Annotated in this window: 17 protein-coding genes and 2 tRNA genes; 13 read left to right on the forward strand and 6 right to left on the reverse strand. The window is 38.6% G+C overall.

Translation table 11 applies throughout. The features are described from left to right. Positions 1-6: 6 nt before the first annotated feature. Positions 7-675, reverse strand: coding sequence for a phosphoglycolate phosphatase (locus MS2017_RS09775; protein WP_122952052.1), 669 nt, complete (start codon positions 673-675; stop codon positions 7-9). A gap of 65 nt (positions 676-740) precedes the next feature. Here MS2017_RS09775 and proC point away from each other — a divergent pair, with 65 nt between their 5' ends. Genes proC through MS2017_RS09790 form a run of 3 tightly spaced genes read left to right on the forward strand, consistent with a single transcriptional unit; the run spans position 741 to position 2995 of the window. Further along, entirely contained in the window at positions 741-1571 is an 831-nt protein-coding gene (gene proC, locus MS2017_RS09780; protein WP_122952053.1) for a pyrroline-5-carboxylate reductase, read from the forward strand. Next, positions 1564-1968 carry a hypothetical protein gene (locus tag MS2017_RS09785; protein ID WP_122952054.1) on the forward strand — a complete coding sequence of 135 codons (405 nt, stop codon included), beginning with the start codon at positions 1564-1566 and terminating at the stop codon, positions 1966-1968. The genes proC and MS2017_RS09785 overlap by 8 nt, the downstream gene beginning before the upstream one ends. After that, positions 1955-2995, forward strand: coding sequence for a hypothetical protein (locus MS2017_RS09790; RefSeq protein ID WP_122952055.1), 1041 nt, complete (start codon positions 1955-1957; stop codon positions 2993-2995). Before MS2017_RS09785 ends, MS2017_RS09790 begins: the two co-directional genes overlap by 14 nt. A 55-nt stretch (positions 2996-3050) precedes the next feature. Here MS2017_RS09790 and nhaA read toward each other — a convergent pair whose 3' ends face one another. Both nhaA and MS2017_RS09800 read right to left on the reverse strand, forming a co-directional pair. Then, positions 3051-4211: a Na+/H+ antiporter NhaA gene (nhaA, locus tag MS2017_RS09795; RefSeq protein ID WP_071563910.1), complete on the reverse strand. Its 1161-nt coding sequence runs from the start codon at positions 4209-4211 to the stop codon at positions 3051-3053. A gap of 35 nt (positions 4212-4246) precedes the next feature. Continuing rightward, a complete protein-coding gene (locus tag MS2017_RS09800; protein ID WP_241156930.1) occupies positions 4247-4981 on the reverse strand; it encodes a 16S rRNA (uracil(1498)-N(3))-methyltransferase in 735 nt (244 codons plus the stop codon). 18 nt (positions 4982-4999) lie between these two features. Here MS2017_RS09800 and MS2017_RS09805 point away from each other — a divergent pair, with 18 nt between their 5' ends. The 7 genes from MS2017_RS09805 to MS2017_RS09835 all read left to right on the forward strand — a co-directional run bounded on the left by MS2017_RS09805 (position 5000) and on the right by MS2017_RS09835 (position 9524). Beyond that, the gene (locus MS2017_RS09805; protein ID WP_122952056.1) at positions 5000-6220 is read left to right on the forward strand and encodes an aminopeptidase P N-terminal domain-containing protein; all 1221 of its coding nucleotides are present in this window, start codon (positions 5000-5002) and stop codon (positions 6218-6220) included. Then, on the forward strand, positions 6217-7236 hold the full coding sequence (trpD, locus tag MS2017_RS09810; protein ID WP_122952057.1) for an anthranilate phosphoribosyltransferase: 1020 nt from the start codon (positions 6217-6219) through the stop codon (positions 7234-7236). Before MS2017_RS09805 ends, trpD begins: the two co-directional genes overlap by 4 nt. Position 7237: 1 nt before the next feature. Continuing rightward, positions 7238-7783, forward strand: a complete 546-nt coding sequence (gene orn / locus MS2017_RS09815; protein ID WP_071563907.1) for an oligoribonuclease — start codon at positions 7238-7240, stop codon at positions 7781-7783. A 95-nt stretch (positions 7784-7878) separates the two neighbouring features. Then, complete coding sequence (locus tag MS2017_RS09820) at positions 7879-8088, forward strand: hypothetical protein (protein ID WP_071563906.1); 210 nt, start codon at positions 7879-7881, stop codon at positions 8086-8088. Continuing rightward, positions 8081-8611, forward strand: a complete 531-nt coding sequence (locus MS2017_RS09825; protein ID WP_071563905.1) for a hypothetical protein — start codon at positions 8081-8083, stop codon at positions 8609-8611. Before MS2017_RS09820 ends, MS2017_RS09825 begins: the two co-directional genes overlap by 8 nt. Positions 8612-8615: 4 nt before the next feature. After that, the gene (gene ispE / locus MS2017_RS09830; protein ID WP_084032300.1) at positions 8616-9470 is read left to right on the forward strand and encodes a 4-(cytidine 5'-diphospho)-2-C-methyl-D-erythritol kinase; all 855 of its coding nucleotides are present in this window, start codon (positions 8616-8618) and stop codon (positions 9468-9470) included. After that, positions 9450-9524, forward strand: a tRNA-Gln gene (locus MS2017_RS09835). Before ispE ends, MS2017_RS09835 begins: the two co-directional genes overlap by 21 nt. A gap of 91 nt (positions 9525-9615) precedes the next feature. Here MS2017_RS09835 and MS2017_RS11550 read toward each other — a convergent pair. Then, on the reverse strand, positions 9616-9774 hold the full coding sequence (locus MS2017_RS11550; protein ID WP_164707700.1) for a hypothetical protein: 159 nt from the start codon (positions 9772-9774) through the stop codon (positions 9616-9618). A gap of 212 nt (positions 9775-9986) precedes the next feature. On the opposite strand from MS2017_RS11550, the gene MS2017_RS09840 reads away from it, so the two are divergent. The 3 genes from MS2017_RS09840 (at position 9987) to MS2017_RS09850 (ending at position 12945) form a co-directional block, all read left to right on the forward strand. Beyond that, a complete protein-coding gene (locus MS2017_RS09840) occupies positions 9987-10949 on the forward strand; it encodes a ribose-phosphate pyrophosphokinase (protein WP_122952058.1) in 963 nt (320 codons plus the stop codon). 97 nt (positions 10950-11046) lie between these two features. Next, positions 11047-12858 carry an RNA polymerase sigma factor RpoD gene (rpoD, locus tag MS2017_RS09845; protein WP_071564613.1) on the forward strand — a complete coding sequence of 604 codons (1812 nt, stop codon included), beginning with the start codon at positions 11047-11049 and terminating at the stop codon, positions 12856-12858. A 10-nt stretch (positions 12859-12868) separates the two neighbouring features. Next, positions 12869-12945, forward strand: a tRNA-Ile gene (locus MS2017_RS09850). Between the two features lie 524 nt (positions 12946-13469). Here the strand turns inward: MS2017_RS09850 and MS2017_RS09855 are convergent. Further along, positions 13470-13766 (reverse strand): hypothetical protein, encoded by a 297-nt coding sequence (locus tag MS2017_RS09855; protein ID WP_139458236.1) that lies wholly within the window; start codon positions 13764-13766, stop codon positions 13470-13472. An 88-nt stretch (positions 13767-13854) separates the two neighbouring features. Beyond that, entirely contained in the window at positions 13855-14352 is a 498-nt protein-coding gene (locus tag MS2017_RS09860) for a Panacea domain-containing protein (protein WP_164707701.1), read from the reverse strand. Between the last annotated feature and the right edge of the window lie 55 nt (positions 14353-14407).

The raw sequence follows: 14407 nt of genomic DNA on the forward strand, positions 1-14407 counted from the left end.
CAACCATCATAAATACTGCTTAAGCTCAGCCATCGAATCGATCACCAAATCAGGCTTGGCATCACGAATATCATTGCCATGATTGTAACCATAAGACACACAAATAATATCAAAACCTGCTGCGCGTGAAGCCTTTACATCGCTGATTGAATCGCCCAACATCATTGAATCTTTTGGGTCAATGCCAAAAAATTTGGCTGCATGAAACAAAGGCAACGGGTCTGGTTTTTTCTTCGCCAAAGTGTCACCAGAAATAACCAATCCAAATTCATCAAAAATACCCAAATCTTTTAAAATCGGCAGTGTAAATTGTTCAGCTTTGTTGGTCACGCAACCCAAAATATAGCCTTGTGCTTGCAGATAATCCAAACCTTCTCGAACGCCGTCATACAACGATGAGCGAGCCGAAGTGTTGTTGGCATATAAATCCAAAAAAATTGGATAGGCCTTATCATATTCAGCCTGATTAGCCGTGCCCTCCAATTCGCCTGTGAGTGTGCGTTCTACCAATTTTGGCACACCGTTACCGACCCAATGACGCACTTTTTCCTCACCCCATTTTTCCCTGCCCATGGTTACCATTAGTTCATCAACGCAATATGCCAAATCTGGCACGCTATCGACCAAAGTGCCATCAACATCAATCATAATTAGTTTTGGATTAAATTTTTTCATTTTTTCCTTGTTGTCCTTGTTGTTAAAGGTAGAATACACAATTTTACGAGTTTTGAGATATTTTAATGCAAAAAACAACAACAATCGGCTTCATTGGTGCAGGCAATATGTCTTATGCTTTGATTTCTGGCTTACTTAAAAACGGATTTTCAGCAAAAAACATCAGACTCAGTGACAAAGATGAAGTTTTATTGTCGCAACGACAAGTAGAATTTGGCGTTAAAACTTTTGCCGATAATGCACAACTTGCTGCACAATGTGAGGTTATCATTCTTGCCGTAAAACCACAAATATTATCAAATGTTTGCAAAGAAATACAAGTGCACATTCACCACCAACCTTTAATCATTTCTATCGCTGCTGGCGTCAAAAGCAATGACATTAATCGCTGGTTAGGTGGCACTGCACCTATTATACGCACGATGCCAAATACACCTGCACTGCTCGGCAACGGCGCAACGGGGCTTGTTGAAAATGAGGCGGTTAATAACCAACAAAAAGACTTGGCAGAACAAATCCTTAGCGCTGTTGGCCAATGCTTTTGGGTGGCAAATGAAGATCTGCTTGATGCCGTTACAGCACTCTCAGGCAGTGGCCCCGCTTATTTCTTTTTAATGATTGAATCAATGTCCAATGCAGGCGTTGCTCTCGGGCTAGATGAAAAAATGGCTGAAAAACTCAGCATTCAAACTGCACTAGGTGCCAGCATGATGGCAAACCAAAACAACGAATCAGCACGCCAACTACGCAACAAAGTTACCTCAAAAAATGGCACAACACAAGCCGCAATCGAGTCTTTTCAAGACCAAAATTTTGAAGCAATCGTTTCCCATGCAATGCGTGTTGCCTTTAACCGTGCTAAAGAAATAGGCTTTGAACTAGGTGCAGATGAATAACAAACTGGAGACATCAGCCATCTATTTAACTTTAAGCCTTGCCACTTATCTGCTTGTTCTATTTGCAACTTGGTATTATTTTTATAATATATGGCTGAGTTTAGGAATGAGTACCCTATTGTCCCTATGGCTGGTTTATTTCTTACCAAGAGCGGTGTGGTTAAGCCACCCCCGTTCAGTTGTTAAAATTTCTTTAGACAAAAACAGATTGACATTGGAAAGAAAGGACCATTCCACACAGCAATATACTGCCTTTTATCCTGCATATCAATCTCGTTTTTTGCTTATTATTAATGTGGGAAAAGAATCGGTGGTTATATTTAAAGATGCGCTGGCATCGCAATCCCTTTCACAATTTAATCGATATTTTAATACGCAGAAAGATGTTAACACCTGAAGACACACTCAGACTCAATGTACTCATTGCCACTTGTGTGGCAATTCGTGTTGATGTATATAAATTGGTGGTTGTAGGCTTAACACCAGACCAAAAAGAACAGACTATTACCCTCAACCCAACAGCTGATAGTGGCAAAACCATTCAAGCCGCACAAAAACTTCTGGTGTCTAAAGTGCTTGGCAGTATGGGTGGTTACCCCTCTTATTTAAAACGCTGGTCAAGAATGGGGCAAGTCGGCTCTACCAACCTAAAATCATTGCTAAAAATTGGCAATATTGAAGCCGTAGTTGCCGTAGCAAATTCGCAAAACTTAGACGATGAAGTGCTTGATTTGGTTTGGTGGTGCGCCACCAACACCGACCAACAAGCAGAAATTGGGCGTTTTCTACTCACCCGAGATTTTGTCGTCAAACACACCGTTGGCAAACAAATTGCTGATTATTTATTAGAATTTTTACCCTTTACTGACGACACAACACAACTGATTGACACCGCCAATTTACTCTTACAAGGTGATTTAATCTCTCAACAAGCACGAGACAGACTGTGGAAACAGGGTCAACGAAAAACCGCCTTTTTAGTGGGTTTCATTGAACGAATGGCAGGCAATTTACCCAATAATAACAACACAATCGCATTAGACACAAACAGCAAAGAATTGGACTATGTCAACAGCGAACAAGGTCAAATTATGCTGCAAACCATCGCCCACATTCTAAAAAAAATCAACCAAGAACATGTCCTATACCGCACCTTAGAAGTGTTAGGCAGTTGTTTATCGCACCCCATGATTCAACCCCTTGCAGACATTCAACACTGCCAACACCAAGCGCAAACCGTCGCCAAACAACTAGGCTTAGAAGACGAAAAAATCAAAGCCCGACTGCTACTTGCCAGCGCCAGCGAACAATTGGCCGTCAGCACAATTTCCGCCCACAGCCTCGCAGGCTCTGCCATTCGCAAAAAATTGGCCAATGTATTAACCCCTATTCAAGACGCCTTAAAACTGTTAACCACCCCATAAACCACTGTCTAAATACCTAGAATAACGCTTACACAACAGCATTAACGACTTTATCTTATGTTTTCATTCGCAAAATTAAATAACCAACAATACCTGATGCAAACGAGCCTATTAGTATTGCCAATTTATCCGTATATTGAAAAATATTGTCATCTTCAAATGCCAAAGAAACAATAAACAAACTCATCGTAAACCCAATACCTGTCAGTATTGACACCCCATACAATTGCATCCAATTACTGCCTTTGGGCATTTCAACAAGTTTAAGTTTTATTGCAATCCAGCTGAACCCAAAAACACCAATTTGTTTGCCAAAAAATAGCCCAAACATAATGCCTAATGGCACAGAACCAGACATTTGACTAAGAGATATGTCAATAACATTAACACCTGCATTGACGAATGCAAACAATGGCAGAATGAAAAATGCAGTCCAAAAATGTAAATTATGCTCTATTTCTTTTAAAGGTGAAATTGCTTGTTTGTTTTCATCTTTTGCATTTAACGGAATGGTAAATGCCAGCACCACCCCTGCTAATGTTGCATGGACACCAGATTTAAGCACGCTAATCCACAATACAGTTCCGACAATAAAATACGCTGCTTTTTTTGAGACACCGAATAAATTAAGCGCAATTAAAACAAGTAAAGACAATAATGCCACAACAATTGACAAAGTGGACAAGTCAGTGGTATAAAAAATGGCAATAATAACAATCGCCCCCAAATCATCAATAATAGCCAATGCCATTAAGAATATCTTAAGAGAAGCAGGAATGCGATTGCCCAACAAAGAAAGAATTGCCAACGCAAAAGCAATATCTGTTGCCGTTGGGATTGCCCACCCATGCACTGCCATTGGATTATTTTGATTGAAAGCCAAATAAATAACTGCGGGAACTATCATACCTCCAATAGCGGCAATACCAGGTAAAGCGATTTGACTCAAGGAAGACAACTCCCCTTCTAATATTTCCCTTTTTACTTCGAGACCAATCAATAAAAAGAAAATAGCCATCAAGCCATCATTCACCCAATGATAAAGTGATTTATCAAGATTCAACGAGCCGACTCTTATTTCAACAGGAATATGCAAAAATGACTCATATATTGGCGATAAAAATGTATTGCTCAGTATTAACGCACAAATGGTTGCAAACACCAATAAAACGCCACTAGAAGACTCTTTCTTTATAAAATTTTCAATTATTTTCATTGTAATATCTGTTTAGTTTTCATTAATAAATTCCATTAACTGCCCCATAATAATTGCATATTAGCAATAGCAGACAATGAAGCAGTTTCAGTTCTTAGTACCCTTGATCCCAAAAGCAAACTTTGGGCGCCTTGTGCCTTTGCATCGGCTATTTCTTGGTCGCTGAGTCCGCCTTCAGGGCCAATGATAATGGTCGCTTGATTGATTTTATCTATTTCTAACAGCGATTGCTTGGCACGATGATGTAGCACAAATCCATTGCCAAATTTGGTGTTAATAAAGGTTTCAAAATTCATGGCTTGGATTAAATCCGGTATAACGGATCTGCCCGATTGTTCGCAAGCGCCAATGATAATTTTTTGCCAATGGGCAATGCGTTTGTGTAATTTATCGCCTTGAAGTTTGACAATACAGTGTTCAGTAAAAAGGGGAATGATTTTATTAACGCCCAGTTCTACCGATTTTTGTATTAAAAAGTCCATTTTTTCACCTTTAGCAATCCCTTGCGCTAAGGTAAGATTAAGTTTTGATTCACACAGGTTTGGTGTTTTTTCTAGAATTTGAACAACACACTCGTTTTTCACTTGCAATACTTCAGCACTATAATTTATGCCATCGCCATTAAATAAAATGATATTTTTTCCTTGCGGGAAACGCAATACTTTGGTTAAATGATGTGAGGCGTATGCGCTTAATATCAACTCATTACCGACAATCAGAGGGGTATTTTGGTATAAACGCACATTTTTCATAGCTTCTAAATCAAGCACTTTATAATGAGGGGGATAATGATACATCAAATTAGACAAAAAAAATTACTAAGCCAACTTGCAAAAAATGCTTTGGTGATTGTTAGCACCAATCCAGAGCAATATCGTAATGGCGATGTGCATTATCCTTTTCGTCCGCACAGTGATTTTTGGTATTTAACAGGTTTTACTGAGCCTGAGGCAATTGCGGTTTTTTCCAAAGAAAGTTATACAATTTTTTTGCGTGACCAAGACCCAAGGCGTGAAATTTGGGATGGCGAACGATTGGGCGTTGCCAATGCACCACAGGCTTTAAACGCAGATTATGCTTATCCTATTAGTGAGTTAAAAACACAATTGCCTCAATTAATTGCAAATACAACCTTATATTACGACTTCAAGCCTTGTGCATTGGACGATGACATTATGGCATACTTGACGACAACCAAAACGCAATCGCTCAATGAATATTTACATGAAATGCGTTTAATTAAAGACACCAATGAGATTGCATTAATGCAAAAAGCCGCTGATATTTCTACACAAGCACACCAACTGGCAATGCAACAAAGCAAAGCGGGGGCGTTTGAATATGAAATTGCCAGTATTTTTGACGCTAATTTTAGAAAAAATAATGCCGAACACGCCTATACACCAATTGTAGCAGGCGGTAAAAATGCCTGTATATTGCATTATATTAAAAACGACCAAGTGCTGAATGAAGGTGATTTGTTGCTAATTGATGCCGGTTGTGAAGTTGCTGGATACGCCGCAGACATTACCCGTACTTTTCCAGTAAATGGGACATTCAGTCAAGCGCAACGACAAATTTATCAAATTGTACTGGATGCACAATTGGCTGCCATTGAATGTATCAAACCGGGGGAAACTGTTACCAAGCCCCATCAAATTACGACAAAAATTATCCGACAAGGCTTAATAGCATTAGGAATTTTACAAACTGATGGCGATTTGGCGCAATTTTATATGCATGGCACAGGGCATTGGCTAGGGCTAGATGTGCATGATGTTGGGCGTTATAAGCAAGGCGAACAGCATCGACAATATCAAGCAGGTATGGTAACCACGGTTGAACCCGGTATTTACATCCGTAAGGATGATAAAATTAACCCAATTTATTGGAATATTGGCGTAAGAATTGAGGATGATATACTGGTTACTGAAAATGGCAATCGTGTGTTAACCAAAAATCTAGCAAAAACGATTGATGAAATTGAATTATTAATGAGAAAAAAATGAACATACAAGAGGCAATAAAAGCAGTCATCGCAAAACAAGATTTAACCGAAGATGAAATGAGCGCAGTGATGAACGACATTATGACAGGCAAAACGCAAGAGGCTCAAATCGGTGGTTTTTTGGTGGGATTGTCAATCAAAGGAGCAACTGTTATAGAAATTACAGCAGCGGCAAAAGTAATGCGCTCATTGGCATCTAGTGTTACCGTTCATGACCCAAAACACTTGGTTGACACTTGTGGCACGGGTGGCGATGGCTTGGGATTGTTTAATATTTCAACCGCCTGTGCTTTTGTCGTGGCAGCAGCAGGTGCGCAAGTTGCCAAACACGGTAATCGCTCTATTTCTTCTAAATCAGGTAGTGCCGATGTCCTAGAAGCGGCAGGCGTTAATTTAGAGATGACAGCAGAAGCGATTGGTAAAAGCGTAGAAAAAATTGGGGTTGGATTTATGTTTGCACCTGCCCACCATTCAGCAATGAAACACGCCATTGGCGCACGCAAAGCCTTAGCAGTGCGCACTATCTTTAATGTCCTAGGGCCCTTAACCAACCCAGCAAAAGCGCCTCATCAAGTGATGGGCGTTTACGACAAAGCATTGGTTGAGCCAATGGCCAATGTACTCAAAAGCTTAGGTTCTAAGCATGTAATGGTGGTGCATTCTAAAGATGGATTAGACGAAATTTCAATTGCTGACGATACTTTTGTCGCTGAATTGAAAAACGACAAAATTACTACTTATACAATCAATCCAACAGAATTTGGTCTATCACTTGGCAATTTAGATGACATTAAAGCAGAAGATGCCGACAGTTCATTGGCATTAATTCAACAAGCATTAGACGGCAAAGATGGTGCCGCTAAAGACATTATTGCACTGAATGCTGGTGCAGCAATTTATGTATCAGGCGTGGCTGATTCGTTGCCAGCAGGCATCAATAAAGCCATTAAAATTTTAAACAGTGGCGCAGCTCATCAAAAACTTGATGACTTCGTCAAAGAAAGCACAGGATGTTAATATGAGCAATAAAGAAACCAACCTAATTTGGATCGATTTAGAGATGACAGGCTTATTGCCAGAAAAAGATGTCATTATTGAAATTGCCACAATTGTTACAGACAAAGATTTGAATATTTTGGCAGAAGGTCCCGCACTTGTTATTCATCAAAGCAACGAAATTTTAGCAGGTATGGACGAATGGAACACCGAACACCACACCGCTTCTGGACTGGTTCAGCGTGTTAAAGACAGCAATGTCTCTGCACAACAAGCCGAAAAACAAACCATCGAATTTCTCAAAAAATATATAGACACAGGCGCCTCACCCATGTGTGGTAATACCGTCTGCCAAGACAGGCGTTTTTTATACAACTATATGCCTGAATTAGAAAAGTTTTTCCATTATCGCCATATTGATGTTAGCACACTAAAAGAGTTAGCCGTACGCTGGAAACCTGAGGCAAAAATGATTCGTGAGGGAGAATCTGCACACTTAGCACTGGCTGATATTCGTGATTCTATTGATGAGCTTAAACACTATAGAAAAACCTTTATCAGGGATTAATTTTTTTGGTATAATGGCCATTCTTTAGAATGGATTTTAGATAAAAAATTAGTCTATTTTTACTATAGAATTAAAAAATTAGGATGATAAAAAAGATGAAAATGATCTTTCCAACTGCAGAAAGCATTGAATTTGCACAAAAGTCTGCGAAAAAAATTGCCACAGTAAAAATCATAGCTGACACTTTTATGAATTTTGATGCAGATTATCAAAATTTCAATAAAGTTGACAGAGGATTTATGCAAAACTTAATTGAAGAAAAAGACTTGTCCAGAGAATACACCAAAAAATACATTTATGGCTAAAAAGCCCCATAAATTGCCAACTTACAACCAAGATTACGATATTGTTCTACAAGCAATTACCACAAGATTACCCATTGCGTACTGTAAATGGTCGACTGTTAACAACATTGACCCCGCTAATTACACCGCTATTTTGGATAGCGTCATTAAGGGTTTTGAAAAATATACACTTGAAAATTTTGAGTATATATACACAGAAACCAAAGCGAAAATTACCGACTACATCAATACCTTTGAAGTTGCACCACAAGGCTCTATTGACGAATTTAAATTAATATTTTTCTTATCAAGGACACTATCGGAAAACCTAGAAAACAAAGGCTTAAAGGTTATATCAGAAGTTGTTTTAACAGCCATGATTTGGCTGTTAGATCTACGCCTAGATTCTGTCAAATGCCGTAGAGAGGCACTAAGCACACAAATTATTAAGATGATACATAGGAATGGTATCGCCAAAGAAACAGGCAAAGTTGGGCTATACCTAACTTACAAATGTTTGTATAACTCTGCAAAAGACAATTAAAAAAATTAGCCCTTGGTACTCTCCTGCAAAGATCAACTTATTTTTGCACATTAACTCGAAACGAGCAGATGGTTATCACCACTTACAAACCATTTTTCAATTATTGGATTATTGTGATGAACTTAATTTTACTGTTAAGCAAGATGGCGTTATAACACGCATTAGTGGTAATGATGGCGTGCCGTTAGAGCAAGATTTAATCATTAAAGCGGCTAAAGCACTACAAAAAGCAACAGGTACCAGTTTGGGTGCTGATATTTCTATCATAAAAAATATTCCCACTGGGGGTGGATTGGGTGGCGGTAGTTCAAATGCGGCAACTACATTAATTGCACTAAATCAATTATGGGGCACCCAATATTCAACACAACAATTGGCAGAAATTGGTTTAACACTGGGTGCTGATGTACCTATTTTTATTGCTGGATATAGTGCTTGGGCGGAAGGTGTGGGGGAAATTTTGACACCCATAAACTTGCCAAAACACTATTTTTTAGTGGTCTCTATTAACAAACATATTTCAACCAAAGAAATTTTCTTGCATAAAGCATTGACAATGACCCCTATAGTGGGGAAAATATACCCTTTCTCAGAACTAATCAATCCACACAATGATTGTCTTGAGGCTGCCATTCAGTTGGAGAGTGAAATTTTAGAAGTGTTAACGCATTTGAAATTATCCAAAAACCACTTATACCAGCCGAGAATGACAGGCACAGGAAGTTGTGTCTTTGTAGAGTTTAGAGACGAGAAAGATGCTTTGGTAGCATTTAACAAGCTACCAAACAAATGGTCAGGTTTTGTAGCGCAAGCGCTCAATACCTCGCCAACACTTAATTGGGCTGTCGCCAAGCGGTAAGGCAACGGGTTTTGATCCCGTCATGCGCAGGTTCAAATCCTGCCAGCCCAGCCAATTTAAAAAACCTTTGAAATACTGAGTCGTTTAGTCTAACTAAACTTCTTCGTCTTTTAGAAGGTGAAGGTTTTGCACGGTAACTCCATTTTCAAAAAATATAAATGAGACCTTTGCATAAATATGGATGATTAGCAAAATTCAATTTATATCCACTTGGTAATTTTCTTAAACCTTGTCTTAGCAGGGCTAAGGCTGGGTTTAAAAAATTACCAAGTGGGTGAAACGAGGATTCTTGATGATTATTCATATTTATGCAAAGGTCTCACTATCAATAAACTTGGGCGATTATAAGCCCGATACTCTTTATTTTATTTCTAAAAATGGTATAAATGCCCCAACCTCACCCCAACAGATTTAAGGAATTTCTAAGTAAACGAAAAGTGGATTCTTGATTATTCACATTTATGCAAAGGTCTCACAGGTATAATTTAAACACTTTAACGGCTATTAGCAATTTCTATGTCACTTGACAAAATTAAAATCTTTAGCGGCAACGCTAATCCTCAACTTTCTGGCGAAATTATTTCAAATTTAAATATTGTGCAAGGAAAGGCACTGGTTAGTCAATTTAGCGATGGAGAATCGCAAGTTGAAATCTTAGAAAATGTACGCGGTTGCGATGTATTCGTTTTACAGCCTACTTGCGGACCATCACCGGCAGAAACTTTAATGGAATTACTCATTATGGTTGATGCATTAAAACGCTCTTCAGCCGCCAGAATTACGGCTGTGGTTCCTTATCTTGGCTATTCTAGACAAGACCGCCGTTCGCGTTTAACACGGGTGCCAATTACAGCAAAACTGGCTGCAAAAATGATTGAAGCATCTGGCGTTGACAGAATTTTAACCATTGATTTACACGCCGACCAAATTCAAGGATTCTTCAACATTCCAATTGACAACATTTATGCCCAACCAGTATTGATCAAGGATATTCTTGAAAAAAACTATCGTGATATGATTGTAGTATCGCCCGATGTCGGTGGCGTTGTGCGTGCGCGTGCTTCTGCTAAAAAACTAAATGATGCTGATTTGGCCATTATTGACAAGCGTCGTCCAGAAGCAAATATGGTTGAGATTATGAATGTGATTGGCGATGTTGAAGGCAAAACTTGTGTGTTAATTGATGACATGGTGGACACCGCTGGCACACTCTGCCAAGCGGCGAATATTTTAAAAGAAAAAGGGGCTAAAAAAGTTGTGGCTTACGCCACACATGCCGTTTTATCTGGCAATGCAATTGACAATATTAATACTTCAAAATTAGACGAACTTGTAGCCACCAACACCATTCCCTTGTCCGACCCAGCCGCTCGTTGTAAAAAAATAAGACAACTGTCTATTGCACCAACACTTGCAGAAGTCATTAAGCGTATTAGCGAAGAACAATCTATTAGCACCATCTTTTCTGACTTTGAATAACAAAAAAACGCACTAAAAATTTGAATTGTAACAATTGCACAAGGGTCTAATGTATAATTACTCTCTTTCGGTCAGTCATAAAATAAAATAATTACTTATGAAATCTACAACAAAAGAACACAAAAAAGCGCTCGAAAAACTCATCATGATTGGCAAGGACAAAGGTTATTTAACCTATGCCGAGCTAAACGACCTATTGCCAGAGGACTTGCTAACACAAGATCAAATCGAGCCCATTGTTTCTATTTTAGAAGAATTGGATATTGTCGTCTCCGAAACTATTCCTGATGCAGATACCTTAGTTGTAGAATCAGGCGCCAAAGCGCAATCAACTTCTGCGGAAGCAGCTGTTGCCGCCTTGGCAGCCCTTGACTCAGAATTTGGCAGAACCACCGACCCAGTTAGAATGTATATGCGTGAAATGGGCGTGGTAGACTTACTGGAACAAGAAGATGAAATTCGCATTGCCAAAGAAATCGAATCTGGTATCTTTGAAATTATGCAAGCAATTACCCTGTATCCATCAATTACCGAACACTTTTTTAAGGCGCACACACGACTTGAAGAAGGAAAATGTAAAATTACAGATGTTATTATCGGCTACCAAAACGATGCACAAGATTTTGCCAAGAAAAAAGAGGCTTTTGATGCAGGTGAGTTTGACGATGACGAAGAATACGCAGACATGGAAGAAATGGAATATACAGGTCCCGATGAAGACCAGGTATATGTGCGTTTTGACAAAGTTTCAAAATTGTCTGAAATCTATCAAAATACCAATCAAGAGCTTGGCTTTCGCAACGAAAAAACCGTTACTGCACGCGAAAAATTATCCACCAGTTTATCAGACTTGCGTTTAGCACCAAAATTAGTTACTGCCATGGTAGAAACCATTTGCAACCGTGTTCACCAAGTCAAACAACAAGAAAAGATTGTGCAAAGCGCTTGCTTATACGCTGGCATGGAAAGACTACAATTTTTTGAATTATTTACCAACAATGAAACGAACTTTGATTGGCTAAAAGAAGCCACATTAGATAAAAAAATTGCAGATGCTTTGCTTGAGAGCAAAGATGAAATTTATTATGCACAAAAAAATCTTCGTGAGCATGAAGAAGAAATGCAAATCACCATTGTTGAATTAAAAGCACTAAACAAACTTTATCGCCGTGGCGACCGCCATGCTAAAAAAGCAAAGGCACAAATGATTGAAGCAAACTTGCGTTTGGTTATTTCAATCGCTAAAAAATACGCCAACCGTGGTTTGCAATTCTTAGATTTAATTCAAGAAGGCAATGTTGGCTTAATGAAAGCAGTTGATAAGTTTGAATATCGCCGTGGTTATAAATTCTCAACCTACGCAACTTGGTGGATTCGTCAAGCCATTACTCGCTCAATTGCAGACCAAGCACGCACCATTCGCATTCCAGTCCATATGATTGAAACCATCAACAAACTCAATCGTGTTAAACGCCAGTTACTGCAAAAGTTTGGTCGTGAAGCAACACCTGAGGAATTGTCAGGAGAGATGGAATTACCGGAATACAAAATTATTAAGATTTTAAAGATTGCCAAAGAGCCTTTATCAATGGAAACCCCAGTTGGCGATGATGAAGATTCTAATATTGGTGATTTTATTGAAGACACCAATCTTTCTTCACCTGTAGAAATCACCACCAGAGAAAGCTTAAAGGAAACAACGGGTGATTTACTTGCCAACCTCTCGCCAAGAGAGGCAAAAGTGTTAAAAATGCGCTTTGGCATTGATATGAACACCGATCACACTTTAGAAGAAGTTGGTCGTCAATTTGATGTAACGCGTGAACGCATTCGTCAAATTGAAGCAAAAGCGTTGCGCAAACTTAGGCACCCTTCTAGGGCGCATAAATTGCAAAGTTTCCTAGAGTAAAATTTTTTTCGGGCCTATAGCTCAGTTGGTTAGAGCAATCGACTCATAATCGATTGGTCCTTGGTTCAAGTCCAAGTAGGCCCACCATTTTAAAACCTTGATAGACTTCGTAAGCAACAAGTCTATCAAGGTTTGCAACTTGTTATTACTTAACAAGTATTTACAAAATCGCAAAGATGGCGTAAGACCAACAAATGCCCTGTTTATCTATTGATTGCAGGGCATTTTTAACTTTATGGATAAACAATTTCAACCACTTGGCGTTGGACAAAATAACCAAAGCCCGATACAAATATCCAGTTAGTATTGTGCCTTGTCTTTGGCAATATAACAAAGCAACCAATACCCTTTTCAAAAAATAAAATGAATAATATAGTGTTGATAATCATCCAAGTATTAGCAATAAAAATACCTGTTACTTATTGATAGCATAGGTATTTTTACTGCCAATACTTGGATGAGGATGAGCGCTAGATTGTTTGGTTTATTTTTGAAAATGGTATAAGATAGGCTTTATAAAAATTTACAAATGAGTGAAAGTTGGCCTTTGGTTAATATTTATGTCAAATGCAGGAGTCTCAGGTGGCATAAATTCGATTGAGAATGGAACCCTATTGATTAATATAATCTCTATAAAATTTCTTTACTTTATTTGGCGTTTGCTTTGATTGTAACAAACCTTGAATTATGCGTCTAAAGACATCGTCAGCAACTTGCTCCAATTGCCTTATGGTTATATTTTCTAATTGAGTAGCCTTTAATATTTCTGAACGATGGTACACGATATAACTTTTATGTTTGATAAAAGGGTGGTCGCCTTTATCTAAAACACAAGACTTGTCATCAAATGAAGTTTTGTAACTACTCAGATTAACGGTAACAATTTCACCATTAACAGGTTCAGTCAATATGATAAAAAGGTGCTTTAAGTCTTTATCTCCTTGTCTTGGTGTTGCCACAAGCAAGGTAACCCTGGGCAACGGAATAAACATTATATTATGCGTTTAACGCCAAATTGATTGCATTGCGTTTGTCTATTTCTTGGGATAAAGATGAGGCTGTCTCTTTGTCCAGTCCAATAGATATAAAAATATCATGATAACTTACTGGCATTGACGAGCCCTGAGGGTCTTTCCACTCAGGGCATATTTTAGGGTCGTGTTGCATATCTGCTAACTCCCACTGATTTTTATTGCCATACTGCTGCCAAACTTTATCAATAATCTCAATATCTGCTTCGCTCAATTCATCAAAGCTCTCAATATTGACATTTTGTCTCTTGAGAGACACATTGTGATTTTCTTTATCAGACACCCAGCTTTCCCAACCATTAGGCTCTGACTTTATCGTACCACTTGCTAAATCATAAGTGTTTGATAAAACCATGCCAAAGCGCATTGCCACCATACTATCGTATGATATCGGACATCCATATTCAACCAATGAAGCCCTGTCTATAAAATACAGTAATTTCATCAACTTTAGTATAGACATTGTTTGCTCGTCCTCTTTAGAAAGAACATATCCAGCAACTTGAGAAATTTTCAAT

This window comes from Bathymodiolus thermophilus thioautotrophic gill symbiont (assembly GCF_003711265.1).
Taxonomy (GTDB): Bacteria; Pseudomonadota; Gammaproteobacteria; order PS1; family Pseudothioglobaceae; genus Thiodubiliella.

Bases quoted from the DNA above. Each gene is read 5' to 3' on its own strand.
- MS2017_RS09775 (WP_122952052.1), bottom strand. From the start codon at position 675: ATGAAAAAATTTAATCCAAAACTAATTATGATTGATGTTGATGGCACT.
- MS2017_RS09820 (WP_071563906.1), top strand. From the start codon at position 7,879: ATGAAAATGATCTTTCCAACTGCAGAAAGCATTGAATTTGCACAAAAG.
- MS2017_RS11550 (WP_164707700.1), bottom strand. From the start codon at position 9,774: ATGAATAATCATCAAGAATCCTCGTTTCACCCACTTGGTAATTTTTTA.
- MS2017_RS09860 (WP_164707701.1), bottom strand. From the start codon at position 14,352: ATGTCTATACTAAAGTTGATGAAATTACTGTATTTTATAGACAGGGCT.
- rpoD (WP_071564613.1), top strand. From the start codon at position 11,047: ATGAAATCTACAACAAAAGAACACAAAAAAGCGCTCGAAAAACTCATC.
- proC (WP_122952053.1), top strand. From the start codon at position 741: ATGCAAAAAACAACAACAATCGGCTTCATTGGTGCAGGCAATATGTCT.
- MS2017_RS09785 (WP_122952054.1), top strand. From the start codon at position 1,564: ATGAATAACAAACTGGAGACATCAGCCATCTATTTAACTTTAAGCCTT.
- MS2017_RS09840 (WP_122952058.1), top strand. From the start codon at position 9,987: ATGTCACTTGACAAAATTAAAATCTTTAGCGGCAACGCTAATCCTCAA.
- nhaA (WP_071563910.1), bottom strand. From the start codon at position 4,211: ATGAAAATAATTGAAAATTTTATAAAGAAAGAGTCTTCTAGTGGCGTT.
- MS2017_RS09805 (WP_122952056.1), top strand. From the start codon at position 5,000: ATGATACATCAAATTAGACAAAAAAAATTACTAAGCCAACTTGCAAAA.
- MS2017_RS09790 (WP_122952055.1), top strand. From the start codon at position 1,955: ATGTTAACACCTGAAGACACACTCAGACTCAATGTACTCATTGCCACT.
- trpD (WP_122952057.1), top strand. From the start codon at position 6,217: ATGAACATACAAGAGGCAATAAAAGCAGTCATCGCAAAACAAGATTTA.
- orn (WP_071563907.1), top strand. From the start codon at position 7,238: ATGAGCAATAAAGAAACCAACCTAATTTGGATCGATTTAGAGATGACA.
- MS2017_RS09825 (WP_071563905.1), top strand. From the start codon at position 8,081: ATGGCTAAAAAGCCCCATAAATTGCCAACTTACAACCAAGATTACGAT.